The organism is Algisphaera agarilytica, assembly GCF_014207595.1.
GTDB classification, from domain to species: Bacteria; Planctomycetota; Phycisphaerae; order Phycisphaerales; family Phycisphaeraceae; genus Algisphaera; species Algisphaera agarilytica.
Window position 1 is genome coordinate 3582692 of the sequence record NZ_JACHGY010000001.1, and the last position, 17261, is coordinate 3599952.

Consider the following 17261-nt stretch of genomic DNA (forward strand, 5'->3'; position numbering starts at 1 on the left):
TTGAACGAATCAGTCGGGGCGGACGTTCTTCTTCAGCAGTGTGCCGCGTTGATTGATCTGGGCGTGACCGTCACCGAACAGGCCGTTGACCGAACCTTCGTCACTCCCATCAGACTTATCGCCCGCTCCGTGACGCCAACGCAGATCGCCTTCTCCATCACCGAAATTCCGGTCCTTATTAGCACCTTCAATAATCGGGTCCTCATTGTCCGCACTACCAGAATTGTAGTAGTCGTCGGGACTCCAAAGGTCTGCTGGTGTCCTGCCGCCTCCATCAAGACGGTCAAGCGCAGCGTAGCTATCGCCATCATCTTGGCTGGGATTGCCGGTATTCTGCATCGCGTCTGCAATGAACAAGATTTCGGTTGGGCGTTTCATTTGATACATCGGATATTGACCGAGAGCCGTCGCAAATCCATTGAACCAGACCGGGAAGATGAGTGGGTGTGCACCGTAATGAAGGCGGCCGCTATCAATGATCGCTGAGGGGCATTGCATGACGGGGCTGGGCAGGTTTTTCCCGCCACCGACATAGGTGTTGGCAGCGTCTCCGGAGATATAGGCAGAAACTTGTACCACCCAATCACTTTCTTGATCTCCTGCGGCGCCTCCGCCATAGAAGCTGACGGGAAGAAGTTCATCGTGATCCTGGGCGTACGCATAAAGACCAACGCCGATCTGACGCAGGTTCGAGAGGCATGCCATATCACGGGCAGAACTGCGGGCCGCCCCTAGAGCGGGGAGCAGAATGCCGATGAGCAGGGCGATGATGCTGATCACAACTAGCAGCTCAATCAGGGTGAAGGCGGAGCGTGTTTGGGGCTGATGGAGTTTCATGATCCAATCCGGGGGATGGGGATGGGGATGGGGATGGGGATGGGGGTGCGGGGTGGTGCGGGCACCGAACCAACGCGATAGTGCATCTAAAAAGCTCGATGCACGCCGCTCAGCGTGGATCGAGTAAACGCTTTATGGGTTACGGGTCAGCTCTAACATTACGAACAAGAAATTCGCCTCGTCCCACACTGCTGGCGTGTCCATCAGCAAACAAGACATTTACATTGCCACTATCGCTGCCGCTTTCTTTTCCGCCCGCACCGTGGCGCCAGCGGGGTTGTGCGAGGGCGAGAGCGCCATTGGCGCTGCCATCCACGTTTGGACCTTCGTTAATCGGGTCGTCATTGTCGGTGTCAGTAGAGTTATAGAAGCTTGGCGGAGTCGCGAAAGTGGCACCGTTGATGCCGTCCATCGCCGCGTAAGCATCGCCGTTGTCTTGTTGGCCCGAGTCAGCGACCCAGAAAATTTCGGTAGCTCGCTTGTGGAAGTCGAGGTTATAGAGCTTGTTAAGGGGGGGATTGGCAAAGTTACCGTTGAAGTACACGGGCATGGTCAATTTGTTAGCGCTGTAGTGGGCCCGACCGTCGGGTAAAACCGCGGCGGGACACTGGAAGACTTCGCTCTGTCCGGTAATTTCGCCGGTGACGGGATCCACATATTCTTCGGTGGTCCGGCTGGAGTTCGAGGTGATGAATGCGGAGATGAGCGTGGTCCAGTCCGAGGTGTTGGGGCTGAACGACGAGTTGTCAAACGAGGGGGGGAGAAGCAGGTTGTTCTCATTGGCGTAGGTGTTGAAGCCGATGGAAATCTGCCGCTGGTTAGACAGACAGGCCATGTCGCGAGCCGTGCTCCGCGCGGCACCGAGGGCGGGTAGGAGGATGCCGATCAGCAGTGCGATGATCGAAATAACAACGAGCAATTCAATGAGGGTGAAGGCTTTGGTTTGGTGTTTCATGGGAAGGGTCCTGAGTCGAAATGAGTGAGTGGTGGCGAGGCGTTAAGCCGGTCAGCCGCCGTTAAGCGGCTGGCCGGGGAGTGATGGTGTCAGTGGCTGCGGCGACGGCCGAGCACGGCCAGGCCACCCAGGCCGACGAGCGCGAGGCTGGCGGGCTCGGGGATGACAGCGAAGCTGATGTTGTCGTAGTTGACACCCGAAGCCTTGAAGTTATCAGCGGTGTTGCTGAAACCGAATTGCAGGATCTGGCCGTCCAGAGCGGGGTCGCTCAGGTCGATCTGCAGGCTCAGGGTGGTGACGCCGGCACCCAACGAGCTCGTGTCCACCGTGATGTTGTTGGTGGCGGCGAAGCCGCTCAGCGGGTCGAGGGTGCGGATGAACGCGTCGGCCAGCGTGGTGGGGTCGATCGTGTTCGCGTCGGGCGAAGCGACGAACGAGAATTCCCAGATGCTGCCGATATCCGCGGCACTGATGGTCTGTTCTTGGAACACGTTGACATTGATGCGGCGGTTGGTGCCGTTGCCGTGGTCGCCGTTGGCATAGTCATTGAAAATGACCAAGCCTTGATCACCAACTGGAGCAGCAGAGCTATCGCTGATTACCGAGATATTGGGATTGGCGATGTCATTCGGAGCCGGGAAGACGCCGTAGTTGTAAACAGGGGTGGTTCCATCAGACTGGAACACGTTGACGAAAAGACCCCAGCCGTCGATATCCAGCGCGGACGTGTTGGTGCGGTCCAGGCCTTCGAAGTCTTGGCTGTAGCTGGAGAGTTGGGCGACGCCCATGGGGGCGACGGCCGCCGACAACAAGCCGGTACAAACAAAAGCAGTTAAACGATTCATGACTCTAATACCTCCAAAGGGAACGGGAATGATTCGGGAAATGCTTGAAACATGCCTTGGCCGGGTGTTACCCCGGCCAAGGCGAAATTTAGGCCGAAAGGCTTAGGCCTTGCGACGACGGGCCAGCATGGCCAGGCCACCGAGGCCGACCAGTGCCATCGAGGCGGGTTCGGGCACGGTCACCGAGACGTTGTCGTAGAACATGTTGGTGCCACCGGCGGGGCCGTTGGTCGCACCGAGTTGCAGGGTCACACCACCGCTGACGTCGCCGGTGATGGTCCAGTCAAAGGTGAAGGTGGTCCACTCTTCGGGATCGCCGCTGATGGCCAGGGGGGCACCGCCGAGGATGCCGCCGCCGGAGGTACCGCCGCCCGAGAGCTCTTGGAAGAACTCAGCGAACGCAACGCCGCCGGGCACCGCGTACGAGCCGCGGGCGTCGAACGAGATGGTGACCTTGTCGCCGATGGCAACTTGGCCGATGCCGATGTTGGCTTGCTTCCACAGCGAGTTGCTCAGGGCAACGTCGTTGTTGATGTTACCGGCGTAGGTGCCGGCGGAAGGGTTCGAGGTGGTCACGGACTGTTGGCCGGGGCCGGTTTCGAACTGGGTCCAGCCGGTGAGGTCGCCGGTTTCGAAGTCACCGTTGGTGGTGAGTTCGATTTGGGCCGAGGCGCTGGTGCTCAGCGCGGTGGCGACGGCGGCCGCAGCCACAAAACGAGTGGAGAGAGACAAAAGATTCATTTCAAATTCCTCCAGATGGGAAGGTGTTAACCCCAGCCTGTTTTCGGGGATGGGGAAGAAAAGTGTGCAAACGCACGGAAAACAAAAACATTTAATGTTGTGATACGCAGATGAGTGGCCGACGTAGATTCAGATGGGCGATAAGATGGGATGTGAGCAGGGCAGTCGTGTTTTGCTCAACCGGTCGTTTCGTCGTTGCAGCGGCGAAGCGACCTTTTTCTTATTCCCTCACTAGGGGTAGTGATCACGTCATTCGGCCCTCCTTTCGACCGATGGTGAAGCGGTGGAGTGATGGACTTCGAGCCATGCCCGTCGCGCTTTACGCACGGGCAGTGTTTCTCCCGGGCCGTTCTCGATGACTTCGTGCAGAGCGGTCATCGCCTCCTGGCCGATCGCGCCGGTGTCTTGGCACACGGCGGTCATTTCGGGGTAGATATCAAAACGAAGGTCTCCGTCGTCGAACCCGATGATCGAAATGTCTTCGGGGACGTTCAGACCCAACGCACGGGCTTCTTTGAAAGCACCGGCGGCGGCGGCGGGGTCGGTAATGAAAATCGCGGTGGGGCGGTCGGCCATCGAGGCCACCCGCCGCATCAGTTGCTCGCCACCCGTGCGGTTGGCGTGGGCCCGGATCACGAGCTTGCGGTCGAGCGGGATGTCGTGGTCGCTCAGGGCTTGTTCGTAGCCCGCGAGGCGGTCGGCGTGGTCCGAGTCGTCCACGATGTTGAGGCAGATCGCGATCCGGGTGTGCCCCAGGGCGATGAGGTGCTCGATCGCTTCACGGCTGGGCTCACGCGAATCCGAATAGATGAAACGCATGCTGGGGTGTTCGAACCGGTCACCCACGACGACCGAGGGGAAGCCTTCTTCGGCAATCGCCAGGCAGATGTGCCGCGTCGAAAGGGTGGTGCGGAGGACAGCGCCGCGGACACCTTTACGCATAAACATCTGGGTGTAGGTTTCGCCGGGCTGGAGTGACCGCTTGGCGTCGAGCACCATGAGGTCGTAGCCGTATTCTTCGATGCCGGAGGACATGCCCCACATCACCTGAGAGTCGAACGGCGAGCCCAGGGAGGATTCGCCGGTGTAAAGCAGGGCAATATTGGTCGTGGATCGCTTGCTGACGGGGGCGACATAGCGGGCATCGTTGGCAGCGGCCAAAACACGCTCACGGGCCTTTTGGCTGACGCGAGGGTGGTTGTTCAGGACCCGTGAAACGGTGGTGATGGAAACACCTGCTTCTCGGGCGATTTGGCGAACGCTGGACATGCCTGGACCTTAAAAGACGGGAAAAACAAGGAGTCTTGAGTCAGAATGACGTATTAAAATGAAACTGTTTCACTCCTGTTGCACGAATTCTAATCCGATGTGGCCTATCTGTCAAGAAATATGTGAAAAATCAGGCAATGAAAACAATTTACAGAAATGATGCTGAAATATTGAGCAATCTACATAGGCATAGATTTCGAATACTAGTCCCCCAGATTCGGTTTGGCTGGTGAATTGAGATGAATTCTGATGGGGTGCGGTGCTCAGGTGGCGGAGCCTTGACATGGGCCGCGGGATCCGAGGAGAATCCTATTAGAACAGTTGGACTCTTCTACTTGCATCGGTTGTATTCGCTCTATCGCTTTCTTCCAGTTTTCAGGGGTTTGATCATGAAAGTTTTGGCCGTTTTGCTTGTCGTCGTCATCGTGGGCGTGGCTCTGCTCGTGAAGTTCGGGGGGGTCACCGATTTCGACCCCGCTGCGGGTGCGGATGAGTTCATCTCGCAGGTTCAGCCGGGTATGAGTTGGCAGCAGGTCGTTGACATCAGACCTCCGAAAAAATTTGCGGCCTTCTCGAATAACCCTAATCGGCTGCATGGGCCGATCGTCAAATTCGACGAGGCGGCATTCGCGACCAAGATCCAGAACGGTTCCTACAACCTGGGATTCTTTTTTGAATACCGGTTTGATGCCGAAAACGCCTACAACGTGAACTTCGATGAGCAGGGTAATGTCACCAGTGTCGAAGAACTCATGACCATGTCCGATCTCCTTGGCGGATGAGCTCCCAGACGTCATGCGTAACGGCCGTTTGAATGTGAGCGATGGGTTAGCCCGCGTCTAACGCTTTCCCCGCAACGCAGTTGGGGTTACTGTGGGCACCCATGACCTCTCCATCACCCCAGCGGATGTACGGCAGGCAACGCGAGTTTTACCGCTACTGCCTCTTTGGGCTGATCCTGACGATCCTGGCTGTCTTTCTGATTTGGCCGATCTTCCTGACGGTGCGCGGCGGCTTCGAGGACGAGGCGACCGGGGCTTTCACCCTCAAGTATTTCATTGGCGATGGCGTCGGCGTGCTGCGCGACCCGCTGTACCGCCAGGGACTATTCAATGCCCTGATGATCGCGGTGGCGACGACGCTGCTGTGTCTGATCGTCACGCTGCCGATGGGTGTGATCGCGGCGAAGTACGAGTTCCGCGGCAAGGCGACGGTCAGCGCGTTGGTCTTGGTCCCGCTGATCCTTCCGCCGTTCGTGGGTGCCATTGGCCTGCAAGCCCTGCTCGGGCGTTTCGGGGCGATCAACTCGCTGCTCGCCAAGCTAGGGCTCATCGACCCGGCGGGACCGGGCATCGACTTCCTCGGCGGGGGGCTGGGCGGGCGTTTCTGGGCGGTCGTCGTCATGGAGGCGCTTCACCTCTACCCCATCCTCTACCTCAATATCGTTGCGGCGCTGTCTAACCTAGACCCCTCGCTTGATGAAGCGGCGCTGAATCTCGGTGCGGGGCGGTTCAAGCGGTTCTTCCGCTGCACGCTGCCGCTGATCCTCCCGGGCGTGTTCGCGGGTGCCACCATCGTCTTCATCTGGAGCTTCACCGAGCTCGGCACCCCGCTGATGTTCGAGTACAAAACCGTCACCCCCGTCCAGGTCTTCTACGGCCTGACCGACATCGAGGCCAACCCCCGGCCCTACGCCCTGGTCGTGGTCATGCTCGTCGTCGCCGTGGCGCTTTACCTCATGGGTAAGTTCGCCTTCGGCGGCCGCGCCTACGCCATGCAGAACAAGGCCACCGCCGCCGTCGCCACCCAGCGGCTCACCGGGCTCAAGGGCCTGGGCGCGATCCTGTTCTTCGGCGGGATCACGTTCCTCGCTGTGCTCCCGCACCTCGGCGTGATCTTCTCGTCCATCGCGGTCGACGGCACGTGGTACCGCTCGATCCTGCCGCAGCAGTTCACGGGCGAGCACTTCGCCGGGGCGTTGTCGCACCAGCTCGCGATGCAGTCGATCCTCAACAGCCTGATCTACGCCTCGGCCGCCATGTTCTTCTGCATCCTGCTCGGGCTGGCCATCGCCTACCTCACCGCCCGGATCAAGATCAAGGGCGGCTTCGTGCTCGACGCCCTGGGCATGCTCCCGCTCGCGGTGCCCGGCCTGGTGATGGCGTTCGGCTACGTCGCCATGAGCCTGCACTGGCCGTTCCCGCAGATCGGCAGCTGGCTGCAGGTCACGATCGCCAACGAAAACACCGAATCCATCTGGTATCAGCTCGGCTCGCTCATGTCCGTGCGGGGTCAGGCCCCGAACCCGCTGATGTTCCTGGTCATCGCCTACACCATCCGCCGCCTGCCCTACATCCTCCGCTCCGCCGCGGCGGGTCTGGAGCAGACCTCGGGCGACCTCGAAGAAGCGGCATTGAACCTCGGCGCTTCGCCGATGACCGCGATCCGCCGGGTCGTCGTGCCGCTGATCATGGCCAACCTCATCGCGGGCGGCATCCTCGTCTTCAGCTTCGCGATGCTCGAGGTCAGCGACTCGCTGATCCTGGCCGAGAAGGAACCGCACTACCCGATCACCAAAGCGATCTGGACGCTCTTCAACCGCCTGGGCGACGGCCCGTACATCGCCAGCGCGATGGGCGTCTGGGGCATGGCCCTGCTGACCGTCACTCTGGTCGGCGCCAGCGTCCTCATGGGCAAGAAGCTCGGGGCGATCTTCAAGGTTTAAAACGTGACCGAATCAATTCCATCCGGTGGGCCGGGAGAGACAAACGAGCCGGCTTCGGTTGGTTTGGATTGCGATGTGTGTGGGTACGATCTGACGGGATCACGTATCAGCGGGGACTGTCCGGAGTGTGGGGCTGAAATCAATCAAGGCCTCGCGCCCATTGGTGTGAGGACCAGTGTCATTGTTCTGATCCGTTTGCTGATTGTATTCGCATGTCTCATGCAGCTTGTAGGTCTGGTATCAAGCGTAGCTCAGTTGGTCGCTGCATCTTTGGGTATGACGGTGAATATCTGGGATTCGGCTCAATTTCGATCCGTGATTGGATCACGAATCATCCCGAAAGTGTTCTTTCTGCTGATGTGGGTAGTGATTTGGTTTTTGGTGCCTTGGATTGCGCGAAAGATAGTGCCGGAGGATGGAGTGCTTGGCCGTACGGTTCGTCTCTCGCCAATCAGCTTGCTGTCGGCGGGCATTATTTTGATCGGTGTGACTTACACGGTCAGTGGCTTATCGCAATTGATCCGGCTTCCATTCACGTCGTTCTGGCAAGAGATGTCGTGGGACAGGTTTGCTGAGCAAGGCCTCTCGCAGCTGGTTACATACGGTTTTACGCTGGCAATTGGCCTGATCATGGTTTTCTCCAAGAGTTTCCGTAGCTGGCTCGGCACGGGCTTGTCGCGATCCTAGGAATGCCAAGTTTTTGCGGGATGCGGTACCATCTCCGCCATGCCTGACACCCTCTTTGATCGTTTTCCCGTGTTCTGGGAAACCCCCGAACTTACGCACATCAACCGTCTGCCCGGCCGGAGCCCGCTGACGCCGTACTCGACGCTCGCGTCGGCCAAGCGCAACGACGCGGCCAAGAGCCCTTGGGTCCAATCCCTCGATGGCGATTGGAAGTTCAAGATGTTCGATCGGCCCGAGGTGGTGCCCGCCTGGGCGGTGAAGCCTGGGGCCAAGGACAACAAGTGGGGCAAGATCCCCGTGCCCTCGAACTGGACGCAGCACGGCCACGGGGCCCCGCAGTACACCAACGTCCAGATGCCCTTCGAGAACACGCCGCCGAACGTGCCGAAGGAGAACCTCACCGGGGTCTATCGACGCACGTTCAAGATTGCGCCCGGCTGGGACGGCCGCCGGATCGTGCTGCACGTCGGCGGGGCGGAGAGCGTGCTGTGCATCTGGATCAACGGCACGTTCGTGGGCATGAGCAAAGACTGCCGGTTGCCCAGCGAGTTTGATGTGACGCCGTTCGTGACCAAGGGCAAGAACCACATCGCCGCGGCGGTGATCAAGTGGTCCGACGCGTCGTATGTCGAGGACCAGGACCAGTGGTGGCTCGGCGGGATCTTCCGCGAGGTGCTGCTGTACACCCAGGAGCACGCCTACATCGAGGACGTCTTCGCCCGGGCCCACCTCAACACCGACAACACCTCCGGCCAGCTCGACGTCGATGTGAAGCTCAACTTCACGACGATGCCCGAGAAGACCTACCACGTCGTCGGCACGCTGGCCGACCCGTCGGGCAAGGCGATCAAGACGATCAAGGCCGATCACATCATCGATAACCAGTACGGCAGGCATGCCAACGCCACGGCCATGGCCGCGTCGTTCCGCAAGGTCCTGCCGTGGTCGGCCGAGTCGCCGTCGCTGTACACACTGGTGGTCTCGCTGCACGAAGACGACGGCAAGGGCAAGCCCAAGGCCCGCGCGATCGAGCACGTCTCGTGCAAGGTCGGCTTCCGCCGGGTGGAGGTGCGTGACCGCAAGCTGCTGATCAACGGCCAGGCCGTGATGATCCGCGGCGTCAACCGCCATGAGCATGACCCGGTCACGGCCAAGGCCCTCAGCACCGAGTCGATGGTGCGCGACATCCTGCTGATGAAGCAGCACAACTTCAACGCGGTGCGCAACGCCCACTACCCCAACGACCGCCGGTGGTACGAGCTGTGCGACCAGTACGGCCTGTACGTCGTGGACGAAGCCAACGTCGAGGCCCACGCCAACTACGACTCCATCTGCCGCGACCCGCGCTGGCACGACGCCTTCGTCGACCGCGCGATGAACATGGTCAAGCGCACCAAGAACCACCCCAGCATCATCTTGTGGTCGCTCGGCAACGAGTCGGGCTACGGCGAGAACCACGACGCCATGGCGACCTGGATCCGCGCCTACGACCCCACCCGCCCGCTGCACTACGAGGGCGCGGTCCGCAACACCTGGAAGCAGATCGATACCGCGATGGAGCCCATCGGCCGCCACGTCACCGACATCATCTGCCCGATGTATCCGGACATCGAAGAGTTGATCAGGTGGTCCACGCTCGACCGCGACGATCGGCCGTACATCCCCTGCGAGTACCAGCACGCCATGGGCAACTCAAACGGCTGCCTGCAGGACTACTGGGACACCTTCGAGAAATATGACGGACTGCAGGGCGGCTTTATCTGGGAATGGATCGACCACGGCATCAAGCAGACCACCGCCGACGGCCAGGAGTTCTACGCCTACGGCGGCGACTTCGGCGAGAAGATCCACGACTCGGAGTTTGTGTGCGACGGCCTGATCGGGGCCGACCGCGAGCCACACCCTGCGATGGCGGACTGCCACAAGGTGCAGCAGCCCGTGGGCTTTGCGTTGACCAACGCCAAGCGTGGCCGTTTGAACATCACCAACAAGAACTACTTCACCGACCTGTCGTGGCTCAGCTTCCGCTGGGTGATCGAGGTCGAGGGCAAGCGGGTTGCGACCGGCACGATGAAGCCCGCGAAGATCCTGCCGCAGAAACGCGCGGCGGTGACTCTCGACTACGACCTCTCGGAGCTGCCCGAAGGCGAAGCGTTCCTCACGGTCGAAGCACTCTCGGCGAAGAAGACCGACTGGTGTGCGAAGGGCCACCGCGTCGCGTGGGAGCAGTTTGCGCTGCCGGCTGCCAAGTCTAAGCGTGTGGCCAAGCCCGCAGCGCCAAAGGTCAAGCAGCCCGTTGAAGTCAGCGAAACCAAACGCAACATCCGCGTGTCGTGCGCTGTAAATGGCATTGAACTCAAGTTCAACCGCAGCAAGGGCCAGCTCAAGTCACTGTCGGTGAACGGCGAAGCGCTGATCACCGAGGGGCCGAAGCTGAACCTCTGGCGTGGCGTGACGAGCAACGACGGCGTGAAGGGCAAGCCCGAGCAGTGGCACTCCGAATGGAAGCCGCTGGGGGTGTGGTGTGTCGCGCATTTGGACAAGCCCCGGCTGTCGCAGACCGCCGAGCCGATCATCGAGCTCAAACGCGGCGGCGTGGTCGCGGTCACGCTGCATCACCAGTGGGTGTTCGACGGCCGTGACGACGACGCGAGCGTGGTGCACCAGCAGGTCTGGACGCTGCGTCCGACGGGCGAGCTGCACGTCGAGAACCTGTTCGACATTGATAAGCGGCTACCCGACGTGCCTCGGGTCGGGGTGATCTTCACCGCGGCCAAGGGTCTGGAGCGGCTCGACTGGTTCGGCCGAGGCCCGGGCGAGTCGTACTCGGACCGCAAGACCGGCAAGGCGATCGGCAAGTTCCGCTCGACCTTGAAAGACGAGTACGTCCCGTACGTGCTGCCGCAGGAGCACGGGCTGAAGGCCGATGTGCGGTGGTGTGCGTTGTCGGATGACGGCAAACGTTCGCTGCGTTTCGATGCGGACAAGCCGATGTATTTCTCGGCCAGCCACTACACGCCGATCGACCTGACCAAGGCCTACCACACCTACGACCTCAAGCCCCGTGCGGACGTCACGGTTTGCCTGGACGCGGAACACCGCGGGCTGGGCACGCGCAGCTGCGGCCCGGACACGCTCGACAAATACAAGGTGTTCCCCGGAACGTACCGGCTGGGCTGTTCGATCGAGGTGTAAAGTCCCGCCACGCGGTTTGCCGAGATAAGCGGGAAGGTCTGGGTATACTCCACAGACGGCCACGTCGGGGATGTTTCGTGGCCACAGACTTTGTTGTTCAGCGTTTAGTTCTGGAACGAGACTTTAGCGATGCCGCGTGATATCCCCGTTGGAAATGGCCAGATGCTGGTGACGTTCGACCAGCACTACCGCGTTCGGGACCTGTATTTCCCGCACGTGGGGCAGGAGAACCACGCCGGGGGGCCGTGCCGGTTCGGGGTGTGGGCCAAGCTGCCGGGGGACAACGGCGACGAACGCCGCAAGGAACGCGTCTACTGGTCCGACGACGGCTGGGACACGAGCCTGAAGTACGAATACGACACCCTCGCCACGGACGTGACGATGCGCCACGACGCGATCCAGGTTGAGCTGCGCTGCAGCGACGTGGTGGATTTCAACCGCCCGGTGATGGTCCGCCGGATCGAGGTGGTCAACCTCACCGAGCAGGAGCGCGAGGTCCGGCTGTTCCACCACCACGACTTCCACATGTTCGGCAACAAGGTCGGCGACACCGCCTACTACGACCCGCAGCTCCGCAGCGTCATCCACTACCGCAAGAACCGCTACCTCATGTCCTGCTTCTACCTCGACGGCGAGCAGCAGACCGACGAATACGCCTGCGGCACCGCAGGCTTCGGCGGGGCGGAGGGCACGTGGCGCGACGCGGAAGACGGCAAACTCGGCAACAACCCGGTCGCCCAGGGCGCGGTCGACTCGACGATCTGCGTCCGCGCGACCCTTCCGCCGGGCGGCATGCGGGTGGTGTACCTGGTGATCGGCGCGGGCTTCAGCTACGACGACATGGACACGATCCACAAGTTCCTGCACCGCGAGGGGCCGCAGGGCTCGATCGACCGGACCAAGGCCTACTGGAAGCTCTGGCTCGCCGCGTCACGCACCGAGGTCACCCCGCAGGACGAAGGCGAACCGCTTGAGGGGGCGGGCCTGTCGTCGAAGGTGCTGGACCTGTTCAAGCGCTCGCTGCTATTGGTACGCACTCAGATCGACAACGACGGGGCGATCATCGCGGCGAACGACTCGGACATCATGCAGTTCAGCCGGGATACGTACAGCTACCTCTGGCCGCGCGACGGCGCGTTCGTGGCGGATGCGATGGACGCGGCGGGTTTCCCGGATGTGTCTCGCCAGTTCTACCGGTTTTGCCGCGATGTGCTTTCGCACCGGGGCATGTTCCTGCACAAGTACAACCCCGACGGGTCGCCCGCGTCGTCGTGGCACCCGTGGGTGGATGCGAAGGGACGGCCGCAGCTGCCGATCCAGGAAGACGAGACGGCGCTGGTGGTGTGGGCGCTGTGGCGCCACTTTGTCCGTTACCGCGACATCGAGTTCACCCGCCCGATGTGGGTCGACCTCGTACGGCCCGCGGCCGACTTCATGGTCCAGTTCCGCGACCCGGATTCGAAGCTGCCCCTGCCCAGCTACGACCTGTGGGAAGAGCGTTACGGCGTCCACGCGTTCACCGTCGCTACCGTCTACGGCGGGCTCAAGAGTGCGTGGCAGTTCGCGGTCTGCTTCGGCGACACCGTCCGGGCCAAGCGGTACGCCCAGGCCGCGGAAGAGGTGCGTGAGGCGTTCTGCAAATACATGTGGAGCGACGAGCACGGCCGTTTCCTGCGGCGGATCATGCCCGCCGATCAAGACCGCACCGCGCGGCTCATGGGCGATGTGTTTGCGGGCCGGGTCCCGCAGTCGCAGTTTCAGCCGGGCTTTTCCGAAGCGCTTGACGATGTGGGGCTTGGCGAAGATACGGAACAAGAATCCACGCCCGCAGTCGAATACGAGCAAGACGACAACATCGATGCGTCGATGTTCGCGATCTTTGCGCTGGGCCTGCTGCCGACCGACGACGAGCGGGTCGTAGCAACGATGGAGAAAATCGAAGCACGACTCACGGTCAAGACCGAGGTCGGCGGCGTCGCCCGCTACGAGGACGACTACTACCACCAGGTCACCGATGATGTGGAAAACGTCCCGGGCAACCCGTGGTTCATCTGCACGCTGTGGATGGCGGACTACCTCATCGCCAAAGCCAAGACGGTGGAAGAGCTCGAGCCCGCCAAGCGGTACCTGGAATGGGTCGCGGACCGCTCGCTGCCCTCGGGCGTCCTGGCGGAACAGGTGCACCCGCAGACCAACGCGCCGCTGTCGGTTAGCCCGCTGACCTGGAGCCACGCCACGGTGGTGGCGACGGTGGTGCAATACCTCGCGAAGCTGGAATCGCTGTCGCCCGGCGGTTCGGCAGACGATTCCCTGGCCCGATCGGTGCGTGGGGCCGGCTTGGCCGGGGCGGATCGTACGCCCACGACGGTGCTGGAACCGGTGCCGGAGATTTAGGGAGTAGGGAGATAGGCAGTAGGCAGTAGGGAAGACGCAAGCGATGGCGTTTGGGGGATAGTTCGCGCGTGCTTTTCTGCCTCCCTACTCCCTATCTCCCTGCCACTTACCTCCCTGCCTCCCTTACCCACATTTGCAAGGGTCAACCCCCGCTCTTATCCTGCCGCATGTATGCAGCCGCAGTTGGTCTTGTACATCGCGTCGGTGGTGGGAGCTATTGCCCTTTTCCTGCTCATGCCCAAGCCGGGCAAGGACTTGCGCGTCCTCGGCGGGGTGCTCGGAGCGGCGGCGCTCGGGGGCCTGTGGCTTGTGCTGGTCCCGCTGTTTCTTTTGAATGACGACGGCGGCCTGGATACCGGGTTCAGCGACGGCCAAACCCCTTTTTATTACGTGTTCAGTGCGATCGCGATCGCGGCGGCGGTGCGGGTGATCACCCACACCCGGCCGGTGTACGCGGCGTTGTGGTTTGTCATGGTCGTGATGTCCTCGGCGGGCCTACTGCTGACGCTCTCGGCCGAGTTCATGGCCTTCGCCATGCTGATCATCTACGGCGGGGCGATCCTGGTGACGTACATGTTCGTCATCATGCTCGCGACCCCGCCGCGCAGCTTCGAAGAGAAAGACGACGGCCCCGAGTACGAACGCTTCGCCAGCGAGCCCATGTGGGCTGCCGCAGCGGGTTTTCTGCTGCTGGCCGTGGTGCTGAGCGTGTATTTCCAGCCGATGCAGGCCAACCCCGACGCCTTGGCGGTCAGTGACGCCGTTGTTGCGGAGACGATCCTGCCCGGCCGCAGCAATGCCGACGAAAACGCAGCCCTCGGCACGCCCTCCGGCAATCCGGTGGTGCTGGATGAGAACGACCAGCCGGTCGTACAGCTCACCAACGTCGAACGCGTCGGCCTCGACCTGTTCCAAGCCCACCCGCTGGCGATCGAACTCGCTGGCGTGATCCTGCTGCTGGCCCTGGTCGGCGCCGTCGTGATCGCCAAGACGCAGATCCACGATGAGGACGAGGGCGAAGACGAACCCCAGACCGCTGATTCGTCGGCCTCGACGGAGGTGGCGGCCCAATCATGAGTTCACTGCTCGCCCTGTCCAGCCCGATGCTCTCGCACTACCTCCTGACCGGGGCGGTGTTGTTCGTGTTGGGGATGATCGGCTTCGTCAGCCGACGCAACCTGATCGTGATGTTCCTGTGCACCGAGATGATGTTCCAGGGCGTCGTGGTCACGCTGGTCGCGTTCAGCGCGTTCCACGGCAACTACACCGGGCAGACCTTTGTGATCTTTGTGCTAACCATCGCGGCGGCAGAAGCGGCTTTGGCCTTGGGCCTGGTCGTGCTGCTGTTCCGCCGGAAACAGACCCTCGACGCCTCGGCGTGGTCGAGTATGCGTGGTTAGGTATTGGGGGCTTGGAGATTGGGGGCTTAGGCTCCAAGCCATGTACTGAGAGATGACCGACCGATGGATGCATTCCGAAGTTCAACCCAAGCCCCTAACGCCCAAGCCCCTAACACCGACTAATGAGTAATCTCGCCGTCATCCTGATCCCCTGGCTCCCCGCACTCGCGGCGCTCTTGATCGCTGTGATCGCGCTGAAGGAGAAGCTGCAGAAGCTGGCGGCACCCATCTGTGCCGCGGCGATCGGGGCGTCGTTCGTGATCGCGATGATCGTCTGGTCGAACCTCGGTGGCCCCGAGACGGTCGACTTCTACAACTGGATCGCCTTCGGCGACTTCCGCCTGGGCATGTCCTACTTCCTCGACCCGCTCACGATGGTGATGCTGGGCGTGGTGTGCGGCGTGGGTTGCCTGATCGCGATCTACGCCACGGGCTACATGAAGGGCGATCCGGGGTATTGGCGTTTCTTCACGTACGTGGCGTTGTTCATCTTCTCAATGACTACGCTGGTCATGGCCGACAACCTGGTGCTGCTGTTCCTGGGTTGGGAGGGCGTGGGGGCGTGTTCGTACCTCTTGATCGGGTACTACTACGACAAGCCCTTTGCGGTCTCGGCGGCGAAGAAGGCGTTCATCGTCAACCGCGTCGGCGACTTCGGCTTCCTGCTGGGCATCTTCCTCTGCTACCAGCGCTACGACACCGTCCAGCTCAGCGTCATGCTCGAAGCGGCCCGGCACAACGTCGAGATGCTCGCGGCGGGGGCGTACAACCCGACCGCGGCGGACCTCTGGATCCCGTTCCTGCTGATGGTGGGGGCGTTCGGTAAGTCGGCCCAGATCCCGCTGTACGTCTGGCTGCCCGACGCAATGGCCGGCCCGACGCCGGTGTCCGCCCTCGTCCACGCCGCGACCATGGTCACGGCTGGCGTGTACCTGATTGCCCGCTGCATCCCGCTGTTTGAGCTGTCGCCCGCAGCGCTGCCGACCGTGGCGGTGGTGGGGGGCTGCACGGCCCTCTTCGCCGCGACCATCGCGTTGTGTTGCAACGACCTCAAGGGGGTATTCGCGTACTCGACGGTGTCCCAGCTGGGGTACATGTTTGTCGGCGTCGGGGCGCTCTCGACCGACGGGGCGGTGTTCCACCTATTTACCCACGCGTTCTTCAAAGCCCTGCTGTTCCTCACCGCGGGCAGCGTCATGCACGCCCTGGCGGGCCAGCTCGACATCCGCACGATGGGCGGGCTCCGGCACAAAATGCCCGTGACGTGTTGGCTGATGTTCATCGGCTGCCTGTCGCTGGCGGGCTTCCCCTTCATCACTGCGGGCTTCTGGTCCAAGGACCTGATCCTCGGCGACGCCCTGGCCTACGGCCTGGACCACAACCAGCTCTATCTCTTCGTCACCCTGCTTGGCGTCATCACCGCGTTCCTCACGGCGTTCTACACCTTCCGCCTGTGGTTCACCGTCTTCATGGGCGAAGAGAAGTTCGAGATGGGCGATGAGCACCATCACGAAGAGCACGAAGAAGAAGCCCACGCCGAGGGCGACGAGGCGCACGGTCACGATGATCATCACGCCCACGAGCCGCACGAGATGCCCTGGCTGCCGATGAACGCCCCACTGGTGGTGCTGGCGATCGGCGCGATCATCTTCGGTGTGCTCGGCTACAAGCTGCACTGGTTCGAGAACATCATTGGTTACTCCACCGCCAACCCCGTGACCGTACCCGTCCTCGACGTCGCCCATCACGGCGACGGCCACGGTGCCCACGGCGACAAGGCCCACCACACTTACATCATGGGCATGGACCCGCACGACTTCATGATCGTGCTGAGCTCGATCCTCGCCATCGCGGGCATCGCCCTCGCCGCGTTCTTCTTCTGGCTCAACCGCCCGCTGACCGACCGTCTGGCCAAGACGTTCGCCCCGGTGGTCCGCGTGCTCGAAAACAAGTATTACGTCGACGAGCTGTACGACATGGTGTTCGTCCAGCCGCTCAAGCGGGCCGGCGGCCTGTTCTACGTCGTCGACGCGATGATCATCAACGGCCTGGTGTCGTTTGTCGCCTGGGTCCCGGCCATGATCGGCCGGGGCGTACGGCCCGCGCAGTCCGGCCGGCTCCAGGGCTACGGCCTGGGCATAGCCATGGGCGTGGCGATCTTCGCCCTGTTGATCTTCATGGCCGTCAACCGTTAACCCCTGGCCCCCGGAAAG

The 17261-nt window shown here is 61.8% G+C and carries 13 protein-coding genes; 8 read left to right on the top strand and 5 right to left on the bottom strand.

The window, feature by feature from the left end; translation table 11 throughout:
- Window positions 1–9: 9 nt before the first annotated feature.
- From HNQ40_RS15545 to HNQ40_RS15565, 5 genes are all read right to left on the bottom strand, one after another.
- Complete coding sequence (locus tag HNQ40_RS15545) at window positions 10–837, bottom strand: DUF1559 family PulG-like putative transporter (RefSeq protein ID WP_184678744.1); 828 nt, start codon at window positions 835–837, stop codon at window positions 10–12.
- Between the two features lie 139 nt (window positions 838–976).
- Complete coding sequence (locus HNQ40_RS15550) at window positions 977–1792, bottom strand: prepilin-type N-terminal cleavage/methylation domain-containing protein (protein WP_184678745.1); 816 nt, start codon at window positions 1790–1792, stop codon at window positions 977–979.
- 89 nt (window positions 1793–1881) lie between these two features.
- Entirely contained in the window at window positions 1882–2637 is a 756-nt protein-coding gene (locus HNQ40_RS15555) for a PEP-CTERM sorting domain-containing protein (protein WP_184678746.1), read from the bottom strand.
- Between the two features lie 102 nt (window positions 2638–2739).
- Entirely contained in the window at window positions 2740–3378 is a 639-nt protein-coding gene (locus tag HNQ40_RS18130; RefSeq protein WP_221435569.1) for a PEP-CTERM sorting domain-containing protein, read from the bottom strand.
- 249 nt (window positions 3379–3627) lie between these two features.
- Entirely contained in the window at window positions 3628–4647 is a 1020-nt protein-coding gene (locus tag HNQ40_RS15565; RefSeq protein WP_184678747.1) for a LacI family DNA-binding transcriptional regulator, read from the bottom strand.
- Between the two features lie 335 nt (window positions 4648–4982).
- Between HNQ40_RS15565 and HNQ40_RS15570 the strand changes: the two genes are divergently transcribed.
- From HNQ40_RS15570 to nuoL, 8 genes are all read left to right on the top strand, one after another.
- Complete coding sequence (locus HNQ40_RS15570) at window positions 4983–5429, top strand: hypothetical protein (RefSeq protein ID WP_221435570.1); 447 nt, start codon at window positions 4983–4985, stop codon at window positions 5427–5429.
- 101 nt (window positions 5430–5530) lie between these two features.
- The gene (locus tag HNQ40_RS15575) at window positions 5531–7372 is read left to right on the top strand and encodes an ABC transporter permease (protein ID WP_246402903.1); all 1842 of its coding nucleotides are present in this window, start codon (window positions 5531–5533) and stop codon (window positions 7370–7372) included.
- 3 nt (window positions 7373–7375) lie between these two features.
- Window positions 7376–8059, top strand: a complete 684-nt coding sequence (locus HNQ40_RS15580) for a hypothetical protein (protein ID WP_184678749.1) — start codon at window positions 7376–7378, stop codon at window positions 8057–8059.
- A 39-nt stretch (window positions 8060–8098) separates the two neighbouring features.
- A complete protein-coding gene (locus HNQ40_RS15585; protein WP_184678750.1) occupies window positions 8099–11254 on the top strand; it encodes a glycoside hydrolase family 2 TIM barrel-domain containing protein in 3156 nt (1051 codons plus the stop codon).
- A 129-nt stretch (window positions 11255–11383) separates the two neighbouring features.
- Window positions 11384–13648, top strand: coding sequence for a glycoside hydrolase family 15 protein (locus tag HNQ40_RS15590; RefSeq protein WP_184678751.1), 2265 nt, complete (start codon window positions 11384–11386; stop codon window positions 13646–13648).
- A gap of 171 nt (window positions 13649–13819) precedes the next feature.
- The gene (locus HNQ40_RS15595) at window positions 13820–14725 is read left to right on the top strand and encodes an NADH-quinone oxidoreductase subunit J family protein (protein WP_184678752.1); all 906 of its coding nucleotides are present in this window, start codon (window positions 13820–13822) and stop codon (window positions 14723–14725) included.
- Window positions 14722–15048 carry an NADH-quinone oxidoreductase subunit NuoK gene (gene nuoK / locus HNQ40_RS15600; protein WP_184678753.1) on the top strand — a complete coding sequence of 109 codons (327 nt, stop codon included), beginning with the start codon at window positions 14722–14724 and terminating at the stop codon, window positions 15046–15048. Before HNQ40_RS15595 ends, nuoK begins: the two co-directional genes overlap by 4 nt.
- A 122-nt stretch (window positions 15049–15170) precedes the next feature.
- Window positions 15171–17243 (top strand): NADH-quinone oxidoreductase subunit L, encoded by a 2073-nt coding sequence (gene nuoL, locus HNQ40_RS15605; protein ID WP_184678754.1) that lies wholly within the window; start codon window positions 15171–15173, stop codon window positions 17241–17243.
- Window positions 17244–17261 lie beyond the last annotated feature (18 nt).

What these genes read in the sequence shown, in the direction of transcription:
- HNQ40_RS15590 (WP_184678751.1), top strand. Translation starts at nt 11,384, where the DNA reads ATGCCGCGTGATATCCCCGTTGGAAATGGCCAGATGCTGGTGACGTTC.
- HNQ40_RS15595 (WP_184678752.1), top strand. Translation starts at nt 13,820, where the DNA reads ATGCAGCCGCAGTTGGTCTTGTACATCGCGTCGGTGGTGGGAGCTATT.
- HNQ40_RS15555 (WP_184678746.1), bottom strand. Translation starts at nt 2,637, where the DNA reads ATGAATCGTTTAACTGCTTTTGTTTGTACCGGCTTGTTGTCGGCGGCC.
- HNQ40_RS15550 (WP_184678745.1), bottom strand. Translation starts at nt 1,792, where the DNA reads ATGAAACACCAAACCAAAGCCTTCACCCTCATTGAATTGCTCGTTGTT.
- nuoK (WP_184678753.1), top strand. Translation starts at nt 14,722, where the DNA reads ATGAGTTCACTGCTCGCCCTGTCCAGCCCGATGCTCTCGCACTACCTC.
- nuoL (WP_184678754.1), top strand. Translation starts at nt 15,171, where the DNA reads ATGAGTAATCTCGCCGTCATCCTGATCCCCTGGCTCCCCGCACTCGCG.
- HNQ40_RS15585 (WP_184678750.1), top strand. Translation starts at nt 8,099, where the DNA reads ATGCCTGACACCCTCTTTGATCGTTTTCCCGTGTTCTGGGAAACCCCC.
- HNQ40_RS15575 (WP_246402903.1), top strand. Translation starts at nt 5,531, where the DNA reads ATGACCTCTCCATCACCCCAGCGGATGTACGGCAGGCAACGCGAGTTT.
- HNQ40_RS18130 (WP_221435569.1), bottom strand. Translation starts at nt 3,378, where the DNA reads ATGAATCTTTTGTCTCTCTCCACTCGTTTTGTGGCTGCGGCCGCCGTC.
- HNQ40_RS15545 (WP_184678744.1), bottom strand. Translation starts at nt 837, where the DNA reads ATGAAACTCCATCAGCCCCAAACACGCTCCGCCTTCACCCTGATTGAG.
- HNQ40_RS15565 (WP_184678747.1), bottom strand. Translation starts at nt 4,647, where the DNA reads ATGTCCAGCGTTCGCCAAATCGCCCGAGAAGCAGGTGTTTCCATCACC.